Genomic DNA, 13910 nt, shown 5'->3' with positions numbered 1-13910 from the left:
ACTCATATTGGATTGTGAGGAGAATAATCTAAAAATTCCCAGTGAAGTAATTGGGGTAAGTCAGTTTCTAACCACTGGTCAATTGCGAAATCCCAATATCTATGAGTCCCACCAGTTGAGTCGGTAGACTCATCCAGATTCCACTGAATTGTAGTTTTACCTGTCAGTTGCAGCGTGCGACTGCGATCGAAGTCTATAAAAACTAACCCCGCTAAAGGATTAATAACCAGGTTTCCCAGGGTATTAAACATACTGTTTCCAGCGTAATCGGGAATGCGAAGCGATCGCTCATTTAGAATCTGGACAAAGCCTGGATTTCCCCCGCGATGAGAGGCATCAACCCCACGAGTTGGGTGGGCGCTGGCAACAAATAGAGTATCGGCCGATCCAATCCAACGCTGCTGTTCAGGTGTCAGGGATTGTCCAAATTGTGCCTCAGAACATTGTTTTGCAGTCGTTAAATCGAAATTTGGAACAAGCTGCCGTCGCTGAATGTACTTGGGGCAGTTGGGATAGGATTCTACAACATTTAAACATAAGCGATCGCTTCCTTGTTGAGCGATCGCGCCATTAATCCGCCACCGACGGCGACTGACAAGTTCGATCGCCAGCATTCCGATCTGATTTTCAGTCTGGATGTTTGCCCAGAAAGGATCGTGAGGATTAATCATAGCTTGGGTTAAGTCAAATGCGATCGCCTGCGAATCGACAGGTTTAACAAAACCAGGCAACCCAAACAACACCGATGCCCAAACTTTCTGCCCTGCATCCACACTGCCCAGAACAATCATGCGTTGCTGTTCGATGAATTTGATTGCATTTTGGAGAATTGTATCCCCAATGATTTGCCCATTTTGTTGGGCTGCGATCTCCTCGCCAACCCGTTGCTGTGCGTGGAGTTCGCCTTCGTGAAAAGGGCTTTCAAGTCGCATAGAGTATACCATCCAAATCTTGCTAAAACACAAAAACTATCGAATGATTGCTATAACACTTAATTAAAATTATATCCTAGTATTTTTATAAAAATCTTCCCCTATTTAACCATCAACTTTTTCTTTGATCTTTTCGATCGACGTTTCTGGATTCAATTCTCTAGTTACAATTTCTTAACCAATTGGTTAAATTAGATACGTTTTGTTGCGAAAATTAATTTTTTCAAATAAATGATCTAATTTGAAATTAAAGAGCACGTTAAAAACCATTAAACTCAAAGGATTTAAAATGCAGACAAAACAAGCTATTCGCTGTCCAAATTGCGGCAGTTCCGCCGCCGAACGCCACTATCACTCTAGCACTCAGCTAACGGAAACTAAATGTCCCACCTGCGACTATTTAATGATTACTTGTTCTCGCACTGGTAAAGTTATAGAGACATCTGCCACAGGAGTTTATTGCCGCCAATAATATAGTTACAACATCAACCTTTAAGGGTGGGTGCTGCCTAATTAATATCTCCCTTACCAAAAAGATAGCCATCGGCAGCATCCACACCAAAATTAAACTCGCGAGGCCCGCAACTGACCGCAGGCTGCATCTGCATCTAAACCGCGAGAATAACGCACGCTAACTGCAATATGTCGCGCCTTTAAAGCCTCCACAAAAACCTTAATTCGATAATCACTTGGTCGCTCATAATCAGCTTCCGCAATCGGATTATAAGGAATCAAATTAACATGGCATTGAAAACCCCGCAAATTATCAGCCAACTCAGCCGCGTGTTCAGGCAAATCATTCACGCCTGCCAAAAGAATATATTCAACACTCAACCTGCGACCAGTAATCTTCACATATTCCCGGCATTCTTCCATCAATTCATCAAAGCGATAATTACGAGCACTTGGTATTAACTTTTCCCGTAACTTTTGATTAGAACCGTGAAGGCTAACAGCCAGAGTAACTTGTAGGTGATGTTCAGCTAGTAGGTGGATGCGATCGCGGATTCCCACTGTCGAAATTGTAATATTTCGCTGTCCAATGCCCACATCTTCATTGAGACACTTAACCGCCGCTACCACATTCTCCAGATTCAGTAGCGGTTCCCCCATACCCATAAACACAATATGGCTGACGCGCCGTTTAAAATCTTCTTGAACCGTCAATACCTGATCGACAATTTCATGTTTAGCTAAATGGCGCTGAAAACCACCCTTACCAGTAGCACAAAAATCGCAGGCCATCGGACAGCCAACCTGTGAAGAAACGCAAACAGTCAGACGCTTTTCCGTCGGAATACCAACAGCTTCCACAATTTGACCATCGGCTAACTTCAAAAGATATTTTACAGTTTCATCGGGAGCAACTGAGCGATGATGAATTGTTGACCGACCAATGGGGACATGGGCCAGACTTTCACGCCACTGTTTCGAGAAAACAGAGATTTCCGAAAGCGATCGCACCCCTTTCTCATAAATCCACTGATGTAACTGCTTAGCGCGGTAAGCAGGTTGTCCCTGCTGTTGTACCCATGCTGTTAACTCCGCAAGAGTTGCACCTAAAAGGGGCGAGGAAGAAGAGGCATGGGGCTTTGGGGATTCGACAACGGGCATAGGACGGAGGAAAACTAAAAACGGACTACTACTAATTTAACCCGGTTTCTTTGTGTAAGTCCTAGAAATTTGAACCGATATTGCACTCATGTCACCGCCACAACCTAAAATCAAATCTGTAGTTTCGTACAGGGTGCGCGGATCTTACAGTTTGTAACCACTATCGATTAAATTTTCATGTTGCTACACCATCCAGCCCTACCCTTAGCCTTTCAATTTACCTCTCCAGGCCCCATAATTTTCAGCCTGGGGCCACTATCGATCCGATGGTACGGTCTTTTAATTGCTTCAGCAGTCTTAATTGGCGTAAACCTTTCCCAATACCTCGCCGAACGCCGCCGCATCAACCCTGAAACCATCGGCGACCTCGCGATCTGGCTAGTTGTGGGAGCGATTCCCTGTGCTAGACTCTACTACGTTCTCTTCGAGTGGCAACAATACAGTCAAAATCCAGGCGATATCATTGCAATTTGGAAAGGTGGAATTGCCATACACGGAGCTATTTTAGGCGGACTAACAGCAGCTTTAATCTTCTCCAAAATTCAGCAAATTTCTTTCTGGCAATTAGCGGATTTGATGGCTCCTTCTGTAATTTTAGGTCAAGCAATTGGTCGCTGGGGAAATTTTTTCAACTCAGAAGCTTTCGGAGGCCCTACAGATTTGCCTTGGAAATTGTACATACCCCCCGATCGCCGCTATGCACTGCCTCCAGAATACAGACAATTTGACTATTTTCACCCTACTTTTCTCTACGAGTCTTTATGGAATTTGGCAGTATTTGGCTTATTACTGACATTATTTTTTCAGGATTTACAGGGAAAACGCCGCCTGAAAACAGGCACGTTATTTCTAGTTTATATAGCAGCCTACAGCACTGGTCGCATCTGGATTGAAGGGTTGCGAACTGATAGTTTGATGTTAGGCTCGTTGCGAATTGCTCAGTTAGTAAGCTTAACAGGTATTTTTGTAGGATTGACGGGGCTAGCTTGGCTTTACTTTTTCGATCGCCCTTTGCCAGATGTGGTGTCAGCAAGCCAACAACAAACTAATATTAACCGCTCGCGAGATGATGGTGATACCAATAATTAAAAAAACCCTAGAGATAGGTCTCTAGGGTTCAAACCAGGGTGCATCTACCACTCTTGTTTTCTGGATGGGATGGAGTGAACCCGGATCAATTGCCAAAATTAGTAGAATTTTTTTTGAATGAGTACGATCGATAACACTGAGTCTCTGAAACCTGGAGTTTATATCGTTGGGGCCGGCCCCGGCGACCCGGACTTATTGACAGTTAAGGCTCAGAAATTACTGGCTAAAGCTGATGTAATTATATTTGCCGATTCCCTAGTTCCTAAGCAAATTCTACAGGGTGTTCGCCCTGATGCTGAGATTATCCAAACTGCGAATAAAACCCTCGAAGAGATTTTGCCGATCGCGATCGAAAGAGTGCGATCGCAACTTTCAGTAGTCCGCCTTCACTCCGGCGATCCGAGCCTCTACAGTGCCATACACGAGCAAATGCAAGCTTTAGCTGAAGCCGACATCCCTTTTGAGGTAATACCAGGAATTAGCGCTTTCCAGGCAGCAGCCGCTAAACTTAAAGTTGAGCTGACAATACCCGGAGGAGTACAAACTATTATTCTTACCCGTATCAGCGGTAACACAGAAGTTCCACAACGCGAAGAATTAGCAAGTTTAGCCGCACATCAGGCGAGTTTATGTCTATATTTGAGTGCCCGCCACGTCGAAGCAGCTCAAGCTAAGTTAGCCGAACATTATCCAAGCGATACACCAGTAGCAATTTGTTACCGTTTAGGCTGGCCGGATGAAAAGATTTTGCTAGTTTCTCTTGACAAAATGGCAGTTGTTACCCTTGATAATAAATTAATTAGAACCACAATGTATGTGATTAGTCCAGCCTTGGGAGCAGTAGAAGGGCGATCGCGCCTTTACCATCCCGAACACAGTCACCTATTCCGTCAAAAAAAATGTTAATTGCTAATGGCTAATTGCTAATGGCTAATTGCTAATGGCTAATTGCTAATTGCTAATGGCTAATGGCTAATTGCTAATTGTTAATTGCTAATTGTTAATTGCTTTACTGGTTTATTGCGGTAAGATAAAAGACATCAACGCTGGAACCTTCGGCTTAGCGCTCACGTCGAAGCCAACCAAAAACCAACAACCAACCAACAACCATGATAGAATTAACCCGCAGAAAATTCATTACAATCACCACACTTGCCGCCGGATTTGCATTAGCAGCTCATCCCATTTCCGCCACAGTTATTACCACAGATACCAAAGGTTTATTAGCAGGAGAAGTAAAAATTCCTGTTAAAGATGGCTCAATTCCAGCATATAGAGCAATGCCGGCAACGGGTAGCAATTTCCCAGTAGTATTAGTAGTGCAAGAAATCTTCGGCGTTCACGCTCACATTCAGGATATTTGCCGCCGCTTTGCCAAATTAGGTTACTTAGCGATCGCACCTCAAATGTTCGCCCGTCAAGGCGATGTTTCCAAAATGACCGATATTCAAGAAATCATCAGCAAAGTTGTCTCTAAAGTTCCAGATACTCAAGTTATGTCTGATTTAGATGCAACTGTAGCTTGGGCAGAAAAATCATCAAAAGGCAACATTAACAAACTAGGAATAACAGGATTTTGTTGGGGCGGTCGCATCGTTTGGTTATACTCAGCTCATAACCCCAAAGTCAAAGCTGGCGTAGCTTGGTACGGACGATTAATTGCTGAACCAACCTCTTTAAATCCCAAAAATCCGATTGATATTGCAGCCACTTTAAAAGTACCTATTTTAGGACTTTACGGTGGCAAAGATGATTACATTCCCAGTGATACAGTTGAGAAAATGCGTCAGGTTCTCAAAACTGGGAGTAGCGGTTCGGAAATAGTGCTTTATCCAGATACTCCACATGGCTTTAATGCCGATTATCGCCCAACTTATCGGCAAAAAGAAGCTCAGGACGCATGGAAGCGATTACAAGCTTGGTTTAAGCAGTATGGAGTTGCTTAAATGACGGCGATCGCGATCGCTTTTTTACTAAGAAAAAAGAGCGATCGCCTTTCTTTTTTAATTAGCAATTGAGAAAATATACTTTTGACAAACACCTGCATTTAATATATAATAGTGAGATCGTATTTATCTTACGGGAAAAATCTATGGCAACTTATAACGAGATACTGCAACAAGTCCAAAGTTTAAGAATAAGTGACAAGTTACAATTACTAGAAGACTTACAAAAAATAGTTAGTCAAGAGGTGGAAGCAAAAAGACCTGATGAAATAAATCAAGGTATATCATCTCAGGAACTTCAGGATTTAATTCAACTTACTATAAAAGAGTCTTTAGACGAGTATTTTAGCGATCCCGATCGAGGATTAGAATTGAAACCAGAATTTCGCGAAAGTTTATTAGAAATACAAAAGCATCGAAGCACTGGAAGACAACGTATTTTGGCCGCCGATGCTTACCAAAAATTAGGAGTAAATTAGCGTGAGTTATTCTTTAGAGTATGAACCAGAAGCACTGTCATTTAGTACATCAGACTCTCTTTTCTCAGATTCATCTCCCCAATAGAATATACCATTAGTTAACCAGCCGAAAGGTAATTTTATATAGAATATACCATTAGTTAACCAGCCAAAAGGTAATTTTATTTTAAATAATTTAGGATGGGAGTAATCTAAGATAGAAACCAATATTAGTAAAAATGAAGCCCAAGCAAGTTTAATATAGTTTTCCTCTAAACATCCCAATAGAGGCAAGCAAAGCTTATTTGTATACAAGATGCCAATTAGAGCAAATCCCAGGATAAGTAATGCGAAACAAGCCAGATCGTAAATCACCCAATTAATTAAAGCTCTAGCTATACAATTATTATTATAATTTTCATTTTGTTTACCTATAGAGTGATTAAAAACTATTTCTATTAACACCGAAGAAATATTTTTCTGGCTATTTATATACTTTATATACACAGAAAATGTAGGTGCATCCCAAAAAAATATTACAAAAAATAATGCAATTGTTGCGAGTAAAACTTCAGCACTCTTTTGTTCAAAATTAGGCAGACCAAATAAAACTAAATAAATTCCTATGACAACAAATAACAATAAACAAGAAATTTGGCTAAAAGGAATATGCCATTTAAAACAATTTTTTTCCATACAGTCCTGATAATCACGACAAGATCGACTGGTTTCTAATACAATCAAAGCATGACCTATTCTTAGAAAATTTAGAGAAAGTCCAAGTAAAAAAGCTATTTCTATAACAGGAACTTTAAACTTTTGTACTATAACATTAACATTAGCAGTAGAGGCTGTTGGATCAGGCATAACATAGCCACCCATGATGAAGCAACTAAATATTTGATTAACCACTACACCAATTAGCAACCCTGTTAATAAGAACTGTAAGGTTGATCGAAACCGATCGTTCATATTTTGCCTAGATTAAATACATAAATTTTCTGACCTTAATATGTAAAAGACTCACTAGGAACCTAGTGGTCTTTTTAAGCAGTCTTTTCAAACAATTGACGATCAATCTGGTAGACGATCTGTATTTGTCGTGATAGGATAAGGTGATAATGCTCCATAAAGGTTTCCAGCATTCCTTCTAAGGGCAAAATTGTATCAGCTAATACTTTTGACACCTCACCTATACTATTTTCGACACCTAGCATTCGCGACAGCTAAAATTATTTGCATTGACTTTCTTCTTGTGGTTGATTTCGTGTGGTTGATCTTCTTTGACAGCTTCTAGTATAGCTGTAGAACCAGCAATGCCAGCAAAACAACAGGCACTCAGTAACAATATGATCTCCATAAATCGATTCTCCTTGCATTTTGTTGGTTTTCATGAAAAATGTAAGTGAGGTGGCCATATAGTAAACTTACAACCTGAGATGTCAATTTCTTTGCTGCAAAAGACTTATAGCATCCCGGATTATTCTTTGTAATCACGATCAAACAAGTCAAGACCTGGCGGGGATTAATGTTTGTAAGCATGATATGGCCACCTACTTCTTACAGCTATCACTATGATGCCAAAAATGAATTGTCACTGTCAAGACCGAAAAAAGCCTAAAAAGTCTTAAAAATTATGATTTGCCAAGTCCGAAAGTTACTAAAAATTACGAAAAGTCACAAAAATCTGTTAAAATAATCCAAAATAGGTAATTCTAACGACTTATGGAGATAGACGAAATTTTAAAACTGACCGATGACTTAATTTTTGAAAGAACTGGCAAACATCTTGATGATCTTCAAGAAGCTATTTTACGTGGCGGTATTCAGGGTCAATTGTATAAGGAAATTGCTCGTGAACATGGTTTTAGTGAAAGTCATGTTAAAAATGTGGGATATGCTCTTTGGAAAACGCTATCGAAAGCATTAGGAGAAGAGGTTAGTAAAAAAAATGTTAGAAGCGTTTTAAAAAATATAAAAAATGATGTTTCATCATCTAATTATCCATCAACCATTGTTTCTGGAGTTTGCCAAAGTAACTTTACAATTAATAATAATCTAAGTGTTTCTCCCGATAAAAAAGATCAATCATCCCTTTCCTCATCATCTACATCCGATGAAACCATATTAGATTTAACAGAAGTACCAACGATTGCCTCAATTTCCCACCGCCCCACTGAACTTGAAACACTACAAAAATGGATACTCCAAGATCGTACTCGCATCATTACCATGTTAGGTCTAAGTGGCATCGGCAAAACAGCCCTCACTCTTACTCTTATCGAACAAATAAAACCACAATTTGATTACATTATCTACCGCAGTCTCGACACCGCGCCAACCTTAGAAAAACTCCTCAAATCTATCCTGCAAATTTTTCTGCAAAACACGGAAAATCAATTACCAGATAATCTCGATGAATTGCGTCAAAATTTCCTTAACTTTCTCCGTTGTCATCGCTGTCTGATTATTTTTGATGATGTCCAAAATATCCTAAGTAGCCGAGAATTAGCCGGAAATTATCAACCAGACCAAACCAATTATAGCAAACTATTTAAACAAATTGCCGAACTTTGTCATCAAAGTTGCCTCATTCTCATTAGTTGGGAACCGCCGATCGATATTATCTCTCTTTCTCAAAAAAATCCTTTCGTTAAAATTTACCCATTACCCGGTTTAGAACCCACAATTATCACAGAAATTTGGCAAAAAATAGGCTTACAAGATCAAGAGAGATGGTTGGATATTATTAATTTTTATCAAGGCAACCCCTTATGGTTAAATTTAATCGCTTACACAATTGAAGATTTATTTAATGGCAGTGTTGCTGAATTTAGTCAACTTTCTCCTTTATTTTTAACCACAGAATTACAAGCTATTTTACAACAACATTGGCAACGTTTATCTGATATTGAGTTAAAAATTACCGAAGTTTTGAGTAAATATCCTCAAGGTTTAACTATGAAACAAATTCATAAGGAAATTCAATTAGATCGAGAATTTACTCCTCAAATATTGCCAAACTTAGTTAATGCCGTTCAGTCTTTAACTCGACGTGGTTTAATTGAAAAAAAGGGACAAACCAAAGGAACTTTCTTTACTTTATTACCAATTTTACAAGCGATAGATCAACTAAAAACCAGATCGCTGCAACCAATACCTTAACATTATACAATTATTAGGGGATAACTTAAACCATAGCTATCGCTATACTTAGGACTTAGACTACATCAAGTAAAAATTAAAAGTTGCGATTACTTCGAGTTTGCTTCGTAATCTCGCAACTGCACTTCCCTTGGCTCGTAAAGACAGAAAATCGTACTATTTGCGTAAGTCTTATATATAATAAGTTGGTAGTAGGGATACAGATTGCTAAACTAATCTATATACAACCAATTCAGATAGGTACGCCCGTGCTAGACGAAAAAGCAAAACAGACAATCCTGCGTAAGATTCCTCACGGACTATACATCTGCGGCGTTAAGGACGGTGAAGAAGTAAACGGTTTCACCGCTAGCTGGGTGATGCAATCATCTTTTAAGCCTCCCCTAGTCGTAAACTGCGTTAAGCAAGATTCCAAGTCCCATGCCATGATTAAAGCCAGCGGCGTTTTTGCCTTGAGTTTCCTAGAAGCTGGACAAAAAGAACTCGCCCAGAAATTTTTCAAAGCTCAGCGGCGTGTTGGCGATAAGTTTGAAGATGTAGAATTTTATCTGGGAGAGGAAACAAGCTGTCCGATTATCTCAGATTCCCTGGGCTATATAGAGTGTAAAGTTGTCGGTGCTGTGGAACATGGCGATCATACCGTTTATGTCGGAGAAGTCGTCGGCGCAGGGGTTCACCGTGAAGGCGATCCCCTTCTACTCGAAACTACTGGCTGGAATTATGGCGGTTAAAACGTAACGCCGCCGTCTCGGCGGTAAAGTCATCGCCTTGACGGCGGCGGTACAAATAAATTTGCCTAAGTCCTATTTAATTTAAATTGGTATAAGTTTTTTGAGCCAAAATCTGCAAATTTAGTATTAGCATTAATTGTGCAAAGTCTTCTAAGATTGTAAACAATAGATCCGCCCGCCGTCAGCTATCATTCCTAGGCCGATTGGCTAGTTGGTTTCTTATATTCCTCATGTCTGATAGCGATCGATATGGCAATTATTTCCTCTAAAAAACAACCCCCCTCTCCAGATTTACCGGAAGAGTTCAAAAAACCTCCCCGGCGCAAAGCTGCTAAAAGTCAACCGGAATCTCTGGTGGAACCGGAAGCTTTTGCTGATGAGGAAAGTACCAACAAGCAGGAAGAGAAAATTAGACCTCATAGGTTGGCTGATTATATTGGTCAAAAAGATTTAAAAGAGTTTTTGGCGATCGCACTTCAAGCGGCCAAGTCCCGAAATGAACCCCTAGATCACTTATTATTGTACGGCCCGCCGGGATTGGGCAAAACTACTATGTCGCTGATTATTGCTGAGGAAATGGGTGTTAGTTGCAAGATTACTACCGCCCCGGCATTGGAAAAACCGCGAGATATTGTAGGATTGCTAGTTAGTCTCAAGGCTGGAGATGTTCTTTTTCTTGATGAAATCCACCGTCTCTCGAAGGTAGCAGAAGAAATACTTTATCCGGCGATGGAAGACTGCCGTTTAGATATTACTATTGGTCAAGGTAAGACTGCTAAAACGCGCAGCATTCCTTTGAAACCGTTTACTTTGGTGGGGGCGACTACGAAAGTGGGTTCGCTAACTGCACCTTTGCGCGATCGCTTTGGTTTTATCCAAAGATTACGTTTTTACGAAATTGATGAATTAACTTCAATTGTACTTAGAAGTGCCAAAGTTCTCGACACCCCTATTACTACAGAGGGAGCCGAAGAAATTGCCCGCCGAGCTCGCGGTACTCCCCGCATAGCTAATCGCTTGCTTAGACGAGTACGAGATTACAGCGAAGTGAAAAATTTGACACCAATTGATGCCGAAGTTGCCTCAATTTCTCTGGAACTTTTTAATGTCGATCCTTTAGGTTTAGATTGGACTGACAGGCTAATTCTCAGCAGAATGATTGAAAGTTTTAACGGCGGCCCAGTTGGTTTAGAAACTATCGCTGCGGCTACGGGTGAAGATTCGCAAACTATTGAGGAAGTTTGCGAACCTTATTTGATGCAAATTGGCTTTATGCAGCGGACAAATCGCGGCCGGATCGCTACGCCTGCTGCTTGGAAACATTTGGGTTATATTGATGCGGAGGAATAGAAAATGGTACTGATACCTGCAAAAAATCTCACACTGGAAGAGTTTTTGAAGCTGCCAGAAACTAAGCCGGCGAGTGAATATATCAATGGTCAAATTATTCAGAAACCTATGCCGCAAGGAAAACATAGTATTCTTCAAGTTGAACTGGTAACAGCTATCAATGCAGTAGTCAAACCTCAGCGAATTGCCATAGCATTCTCAGAATTGCGGTGTAGCTTTGGTGGGCGTTCAGTTGTGCCAGATGTGACAGTTTTTGCCTGGGAAAGGATACCTGTTGATGAGAGTGGTGATATTGCAAATGTATTCCCAACTTATCCAGATTGGACAATTGAAATTCTGTCTCCCGATCAAAGTCAAACTAAGGTGACTGGTAATATTTTGCATTGTTTAAAACATGGTAGCAGATTGGGTTGGCTGCTCGATCCAGATGTGCGATCGGTGTTGGTTTATCCGCCTGGAAAACAACCGGAACTGTTTACTGAGGGGGGGGATGTGTTACCAGTTCCAGACTTGGTTAAATTGCATTTAACGGTGGGTGATGTATTTGGGTGGTTGAAGTTGGGAGGGAGTTAGGGAAAGTGTGCGATCGCTCTATTGCTGAGGTATTACGAATTGTTACAGATTCATCCAGTAATGCACTAAAAGTGAGATAATCCTGATTATGGAAGTGAGCGATCGCTGCTGACCTGAAAAGGCAATATTTGGGGGTGCAAATAAGTTAAAACAGGAGGTAGATTAGTTACAAAGTTTGTTGTATTCAGCTTAAGGTAATTTTATGGATGAAGAGCAATGCAGTGAAGTATATGATCAAATTCGACAGCAACTTTTGAATTTAGAACTGAACACCCTTGTCGAAAGCGTAGAGGGAATGATACAGGAAGAAAAAATAGTTGAACTAAGTGAGTCTCGACGAGGAGGAAAGAGGTTACGAACAGAAAGATATTCAGAAAAAGAAAAGTTACTATTCTTGCTAGAAGCTCTGGAAGTAACAGCTAAAAGAATAGATATGAGCACAGCTTTATTCCAATCATTAGGGCGGCAAGAAATTCAATCAATAGAATTTATAGAGGATGGAAATAATGAAAGCCGTCCGATTCTTTATTATCCGCGTGATGATGCCTCCAGATTTGATTCCTCTATTTTACGAAACAAAGACGATATACTTAAGTTAATTATAATGTTGCGAAATGAAATTATTAATTATTAAATAATTATGCCAATAAATTCTCTAACCGATCAGTTGTTAACGGAAGTAGAAGAGTTTTTTTCACAACAAAACCTACAAAAATTTATTTACCCACATAAAAGCTATGATTTATACGAAGTTTATGTTTTTACATTAATCTTAGAAGCTGCCCAAAGAGAAGAGGCTAAGATAATTTTTGATACTCCATCCAAGAAGAAATTCAATAACAACAGCCTAGTTTTTCGTACAAGTCCAGGACAAATTTATACTTATACTGAAAATCAACCAGCGTATACTTATGCAAGGTTAGATTTTAGTCAAGCTAAGAATTATAACAATAGCAGCAGTTCAAAAGAATCTATATTAGAGCTTCATTTAGGTATAAAAATTCAAGGATTTTCTGACATTGCTCACGAATGTGATGTATGCATATTACCTCAACGTGAAGCAGATTTTTGTCGTAAACATCAATGTATGCCTAGTTATAAAAAAATCATTGCTGCTGTCGAGTGCAAGTGTTATGAGAAAAGTCACTTAGGAATCAATGTAGGGAGAGGTTTCTTGGGATTAACTATGGATTTCAAGTCCTATAATAATATATTTTTTGTTTCAAACTATTCCAGCACAAAAAATCTTAAACAATTACTGACCCGACACAGTAGAAAATGGGAATTTAATATTATTCCCGGCTCTCAACAAGAAATTGAAAGTCTGATTAACTCTTTTCAAGAAATTTTTAAGTATTTTAAAGCTAGCTAAGTAAAATTCTTTATGCCAAAGATTATTGTCAAATTTGTAAAATGTACTGACTGATAATTTGTTTTAGTTCTTGAGAAGCTTCTTTAACGATCAAGGTAAAAATTCCAGCGAGGGACTAACTATATGCAAACTCAGCCTGCGATCGCGGGACATCTCTCCCCTGAATTAGCACAAATCTTTCTCGAAGGATTACCTGAAAATATTCGTAGCGCACTTGAAATGCGAGCTAAAATAATGAACTATCCAGTTTGGGCAGTAATTGAAATGGCGATCGCAGGTTATCTTGATGAAGAGGCTCTATCCTTTGTCGATTGCAAGCCAAAATCATAGCATGATCCACCATTATTCGGATACAATCTTGAAAGAGCTATTACCCCATTGCTGCAACCTATGCTCAAAACGATCGAAGGCTTTTATCAGAATGGGCAAATCGAACTAACCGAGTTACCGCAGAATATGAGCGATCGCACTCAAGTGATCGTCACCTTTCTTGAACCCGGCAAAATCGATCCAACCAAACTGCGCCAATTAATTGACAAGCTAGAAACGATCGCAGGTATCCAGCAAGGTTTTGAGGAACTCAATGCTGGGAAAAGTCGCCCCATTGGGGATTTCATTCAGGGAATGCAACAGAAATATGACATTTCAGGTTGAAATTACCTCGGTTGCAGAAACCCAAG

17 protein-coding genes are annotated in these 13910 nt (G+C 39.9%); 13 read left to right on the top strand and 4 right to left on the bottom strand.

What is annotated here, in order from left to right; all coding sequences use genetic code 11:
* Positions 1–2: 2 nt before the first annotated feature.
* Positions 3–932, bottom strand: coding sequence for a pyridoxamine 5'-phosphate oxidase family protein (locus tag PY364_RS18625; RefSeq protein ID WP_275524729.1), 930 nt, complete (start codon positions 930–932; stop codon positions 3–5).
* 289 nt (positions 933–1221) lie between these two features.
* Here PY364_RS18625 and PY364_RS18620 point away from each other — a divergent pair, with 289 nt between their 5' ends.
* Positions 1222–1404, top strand: a complete 183-nt coding sequence (locus tag PY364_RS18620) for a replication restart DNA helicase PriA (RefSeq protein ID WP_275524728.1) — start codon at positions 1222–1224, stop codon at positions 1402–1404.
* Positions 1405–1496: 92 nt separating this feature from the next.
* On the opposite strand, the gene rlmN is transcribed toward PY364_RS18620, so the two are convergent.
* The gene (gene rlmN, locus PY364_RS18615) at positions 1497–2546 is read right to left on the bottom strand and encodes a 23S rRNA (adenine(2503)-C(2))-methyltransferase RlmN (protein ID WP_275524727.1); all 1050 of its coding nucleotides are present in this window, start codon (positions 2544–2546) and stop codon (positions 1497–1499) included.
* 177 nt (positions 2547–2723) lie between these two features.
* Between rlmN and lgt the strand changes: the two genes are divergently transcribed.
* The 4 genes from lgt to PY364_RS18595 all read left to right on the top strand — a co-directional run bounded on the left by lgt (position 2724) and on the right by PY364_RS18595 (position 6060).
* On the top strand, positions 2724–3635 hold the full coding sequence (gene lgt / locus PY364_RS18610) for a prolipoprotein diacylglyceryl transferase (RefSeq protein WP_275524726.1): 912 nt from the start codon (positions 2724–2726) through the stop codon (positions 3633–3635).
* 117 nt (positions 3636–3752) lie between these two features.
* A complete protein-coding gene (cobM, locus tag PY364_RS18605) occupies positions 3753–4541 on the top strand; it encodes a precorrin-4 C(11)-methyltransferase (protein ID WP_275524725.1) in 789 nt (262 codons plus the stop codon).
* 203 nt (positions 4542–4744) lie between these two features.
* Positions 4745–5581, top strand: coding sequence for a dienelactone hydrolase family protein (locus PY364_RS18600; RefSeq protein WP_275524724.1), 837 nt, complete (start codon positions 4745–4747; stop codon positions 5579–5581).
* Between the two features lie 146 nt (positions 5582–5727).
* Entirely contained in the window at positions 5728–6060 is a 333-nt protein-coding gene (locus PY364_RS18595; protein WP_275524723.1) for a hypothetical protein, read from the top strand.
* A 6-nt stretch (positions 6061–6066) separates the two neighbouring features.
* On the opposite strand, the gene PY364_RS18590 is transcribed toward PY364_RS18595, so the two are convergent.
* Together PY364_RS18590 and PY364_RS18585 are read right to left on the bottom strand one after the other, a co-directional pair.
* Positions 6067–6906: a hypothetical protein gene (locus PY364_RS18590; RefSeq protein ID WP_275524722.1), complete on the bottom strand. Its 840-nt coding sequence runs from the start codon at positions 6904–6906 to the stop codon at positions 6067–6069.
* Positions 6907–7249: 343 nt separating this feature from the next.
* A complete protein-coding gene (locus PY364_RS18585) occupies positions 7250–7399 on the bottom strand; it encodes a hypothetical protein (protein WP_275524721.1) in 150 nt (49 codons plus the stop codon).
* 365 nt (positions 7400–7764) lie between these two features.
* Between PY364_RS18585 and PY364_RS18580 the strand changes: the two genes are divergently transcribed.
* From PY364_RS18580 to PY364_RS18545, 8 genes are all read left to right on the top strand, one after another.
* Entirely contained in the window at positions 7765–9204 is a 1440-nt protein-coding gene (locus PY364_RS18580) for an NB-ARC domain-containing protein (protein WP_275524720.1), read from the top strand.
* Positions 9205–9452: 248 nt separating this feature from the next.
* On the top strand, positions 9453–9935 hold the full coding sequence (locus tag PY364_RS18575) for a flavin reductase family protein (RefSeq protein ID WP_275524719.1): 483 nt from the start codon (positions 9453–9455) through the stop codon (positions 9933–9935).
* A 249-nt stretch (positions 9936–10184) separates the two neighbouring features.
* A complete protein-coding gene (ruvB, locus tag PY364_RS18570) occupies positions 10185–11285 on the top strand; it encodes a Holliday junction branch migration DNA helicase RuvB (protein WP_275524718.1) in 1101 nt (366 codons plus the stop codon).
* A 3-nt stretch (positions 11286–11288) separates the two neighbouring features.
* On the top strand, positions 11289–11858 hold the full coding sequence (locus PY364_RS18565) for a Uma2 family endonuclease (RefSeq protein ID WP_275524717.1): 570 nt from the start codon (positions 11289–11291) through the stop codon (positions 11856–11858).
* A gap of 202 nt (positions 11859–12060) precedes the next feature.
* Complete coding sequence (locus tag PY364_RS18560; RefSeq protein WP_275524716.1) at positions 12061–12492, top strand: hypothetical protein; 432 nt, start codon at positions 12061–12063, stop codon at positions 12490–12492.
* A gap of 6 nt (positions 12493–12498) precedes the next feature.
* Positions 12499–13230, top strand: coding sequence for a hypothetical protein (locus tag PY364_RS18555; protein ID WP_275524715.1), 732 nt, complete (start codon positions 12499–12501; stop codon positions 13228–13230).
* A gap of 123 nt (positions 13231–13353) precedes the next feature.
* Positions 13354–13560 carry a hypothetical protein gene (locus tag PY364_RS18550; protein WP_275524714.1) on the top strand — a complete coding sequence of 69 codons (207 nt, stop codon included), beginning with the start codon at positions 13354–13356 and terminating at the stop codon, positions 13558–13560.
* Between the two features lie 60 nt (positions 13561–13620).
* Positions 13621–13884, top strand: coding sequence for a hypothetical protein (locus PY364_RS18545; protein WP_275524713.1), 264 nt, complete (start codon positions 13621–13623; stop codon positions 13882–13884).
* The last annotated feature ends 26 nt before the right edge of the window (positions 13885–13910 follow it).

This window comes from Kamptonema sp. UHCC 0994, from assembly GCF_029167235.1.
Lineage (GTDB): Bacteria > Cyanobacteriota > Cyanobacteriia > Cyanobacteriales > Microcoleaceae > Kamptonema.
This window is presented reverse-complemented; position numbering and strand designations above follow the sequence as displayed.

Excerpts from the sequence above, each read along its gene's own strand:
- ruvB (WP_275524718.1), top strand. The coding sequence starts at position 10,185 with ATGGCAATTATTTCCTCTAAAAAACAACCCCCCTCTCCAGATTTACCG.
- cobM (WP_275524725.1), top strand. The coding sequence starts at position 3,753 with ATGAGTACGATCGATAACACTGAGTCTCTGAAACCTGGAGTTTATATC.
- PY364_RS18550 (WP_275524714.1), top strand. The coding sequence starts at position 13,354 with ATGCAAACTCAGCCTGCGATCGCGGGACATCTCTCCCCTGAATTAGCA.
- PY364_RS18560 (WP_275524716.1), top strand. The coding sequence starts at position 12,061 with ATGGATGAAGAGCAATGCAGTGAAGTATATGATCAAATTCGACAGCAA.
- rlmN (WP_275524727.1), bottom strand. The coding sequence starts at position 2,546 with ATGCCCGTTGTCGAATCCCCAAAGCCCCATGCCTCTTCTTCCTCGCCC.
- PY364_RS18590 (WP_275524722.1), bottom strand. The coding sequence starts at position 6,906 with ATGCCTGATCCAACAGCCTCTACTGCTAATGTTAATGTTATAGTACAA.
- PY364_RS18595 (WP_275524723.1), top strand. The coding sequence starts at position 5,728 with ATGGCAACTTATAACGAGATACTGCAACAAGTCCAAAGTTTAAGAATA.
- PY364_RS18555 (WP_275524715.1), top strand. The coding sequence starts at position 12,499 with ATGCCAATAAATTCTCTAACCGATCAGTTGTTAACGGAAGTAGAAGAG.
- PY364_RS18565 (WP_275524717.1), top strand. The coding sequence starts at position 11,289 with ATGGTACTGATACCTGCAAAAAATCTCACACTGGAAGAGTTTTTGAAG.
- lgt (WP_275524726.1), top strand. The coding sequence starts at position 2,724 with ATGTTGCTACACCATCCAGCCCTACCCTTAGCCTTTCAATTTACCTCT.
- PY364_RS18620 (WP_275524728.1), top strand. The coding sequence starts at position 1,222 with ATGCAGACAAAACAAGCTATTCGCTGTCCAAATTGCGGCAGTTCCGCC.
- PY364_RS18585 (WP_275524721.1), bottom strand. The coding sequence starts at position 7,399 with ATGGAGATCATATTGTTACTGAGTGCCTGTTGTTTTGCTGGCATTGCT.
- PY364_RS18600 (WP_275524724.1), top strand. The coding sequence starts at position 4,745 with ATGATAGAATTAACCCGCAGAAAATTCATTACAATCACCACACTTGCC.
- PY364_RS18545 (WP_275524713.1), top strand. The coding sequence starts at position 13,621 with ATGCTCAAAACGATCGAAGGCTTTTATCAGAATGGGCAAATCGAACTA.
- PY364_RS18580 (WP_275524720.1), top strand. The coding sequence starts at position 7,765 with ATGGAGATAGACGAAATTTTAAAACTGACCGATGACTTAATTTTTGAA.
- PY364_RS18625 (WP_275524729.1), bottom strand. The coding sequence starts at position 932 with ATGCGACTTGAAAGCCCTTTTCACGAAGGCGAACTCCACGCACAGCAA.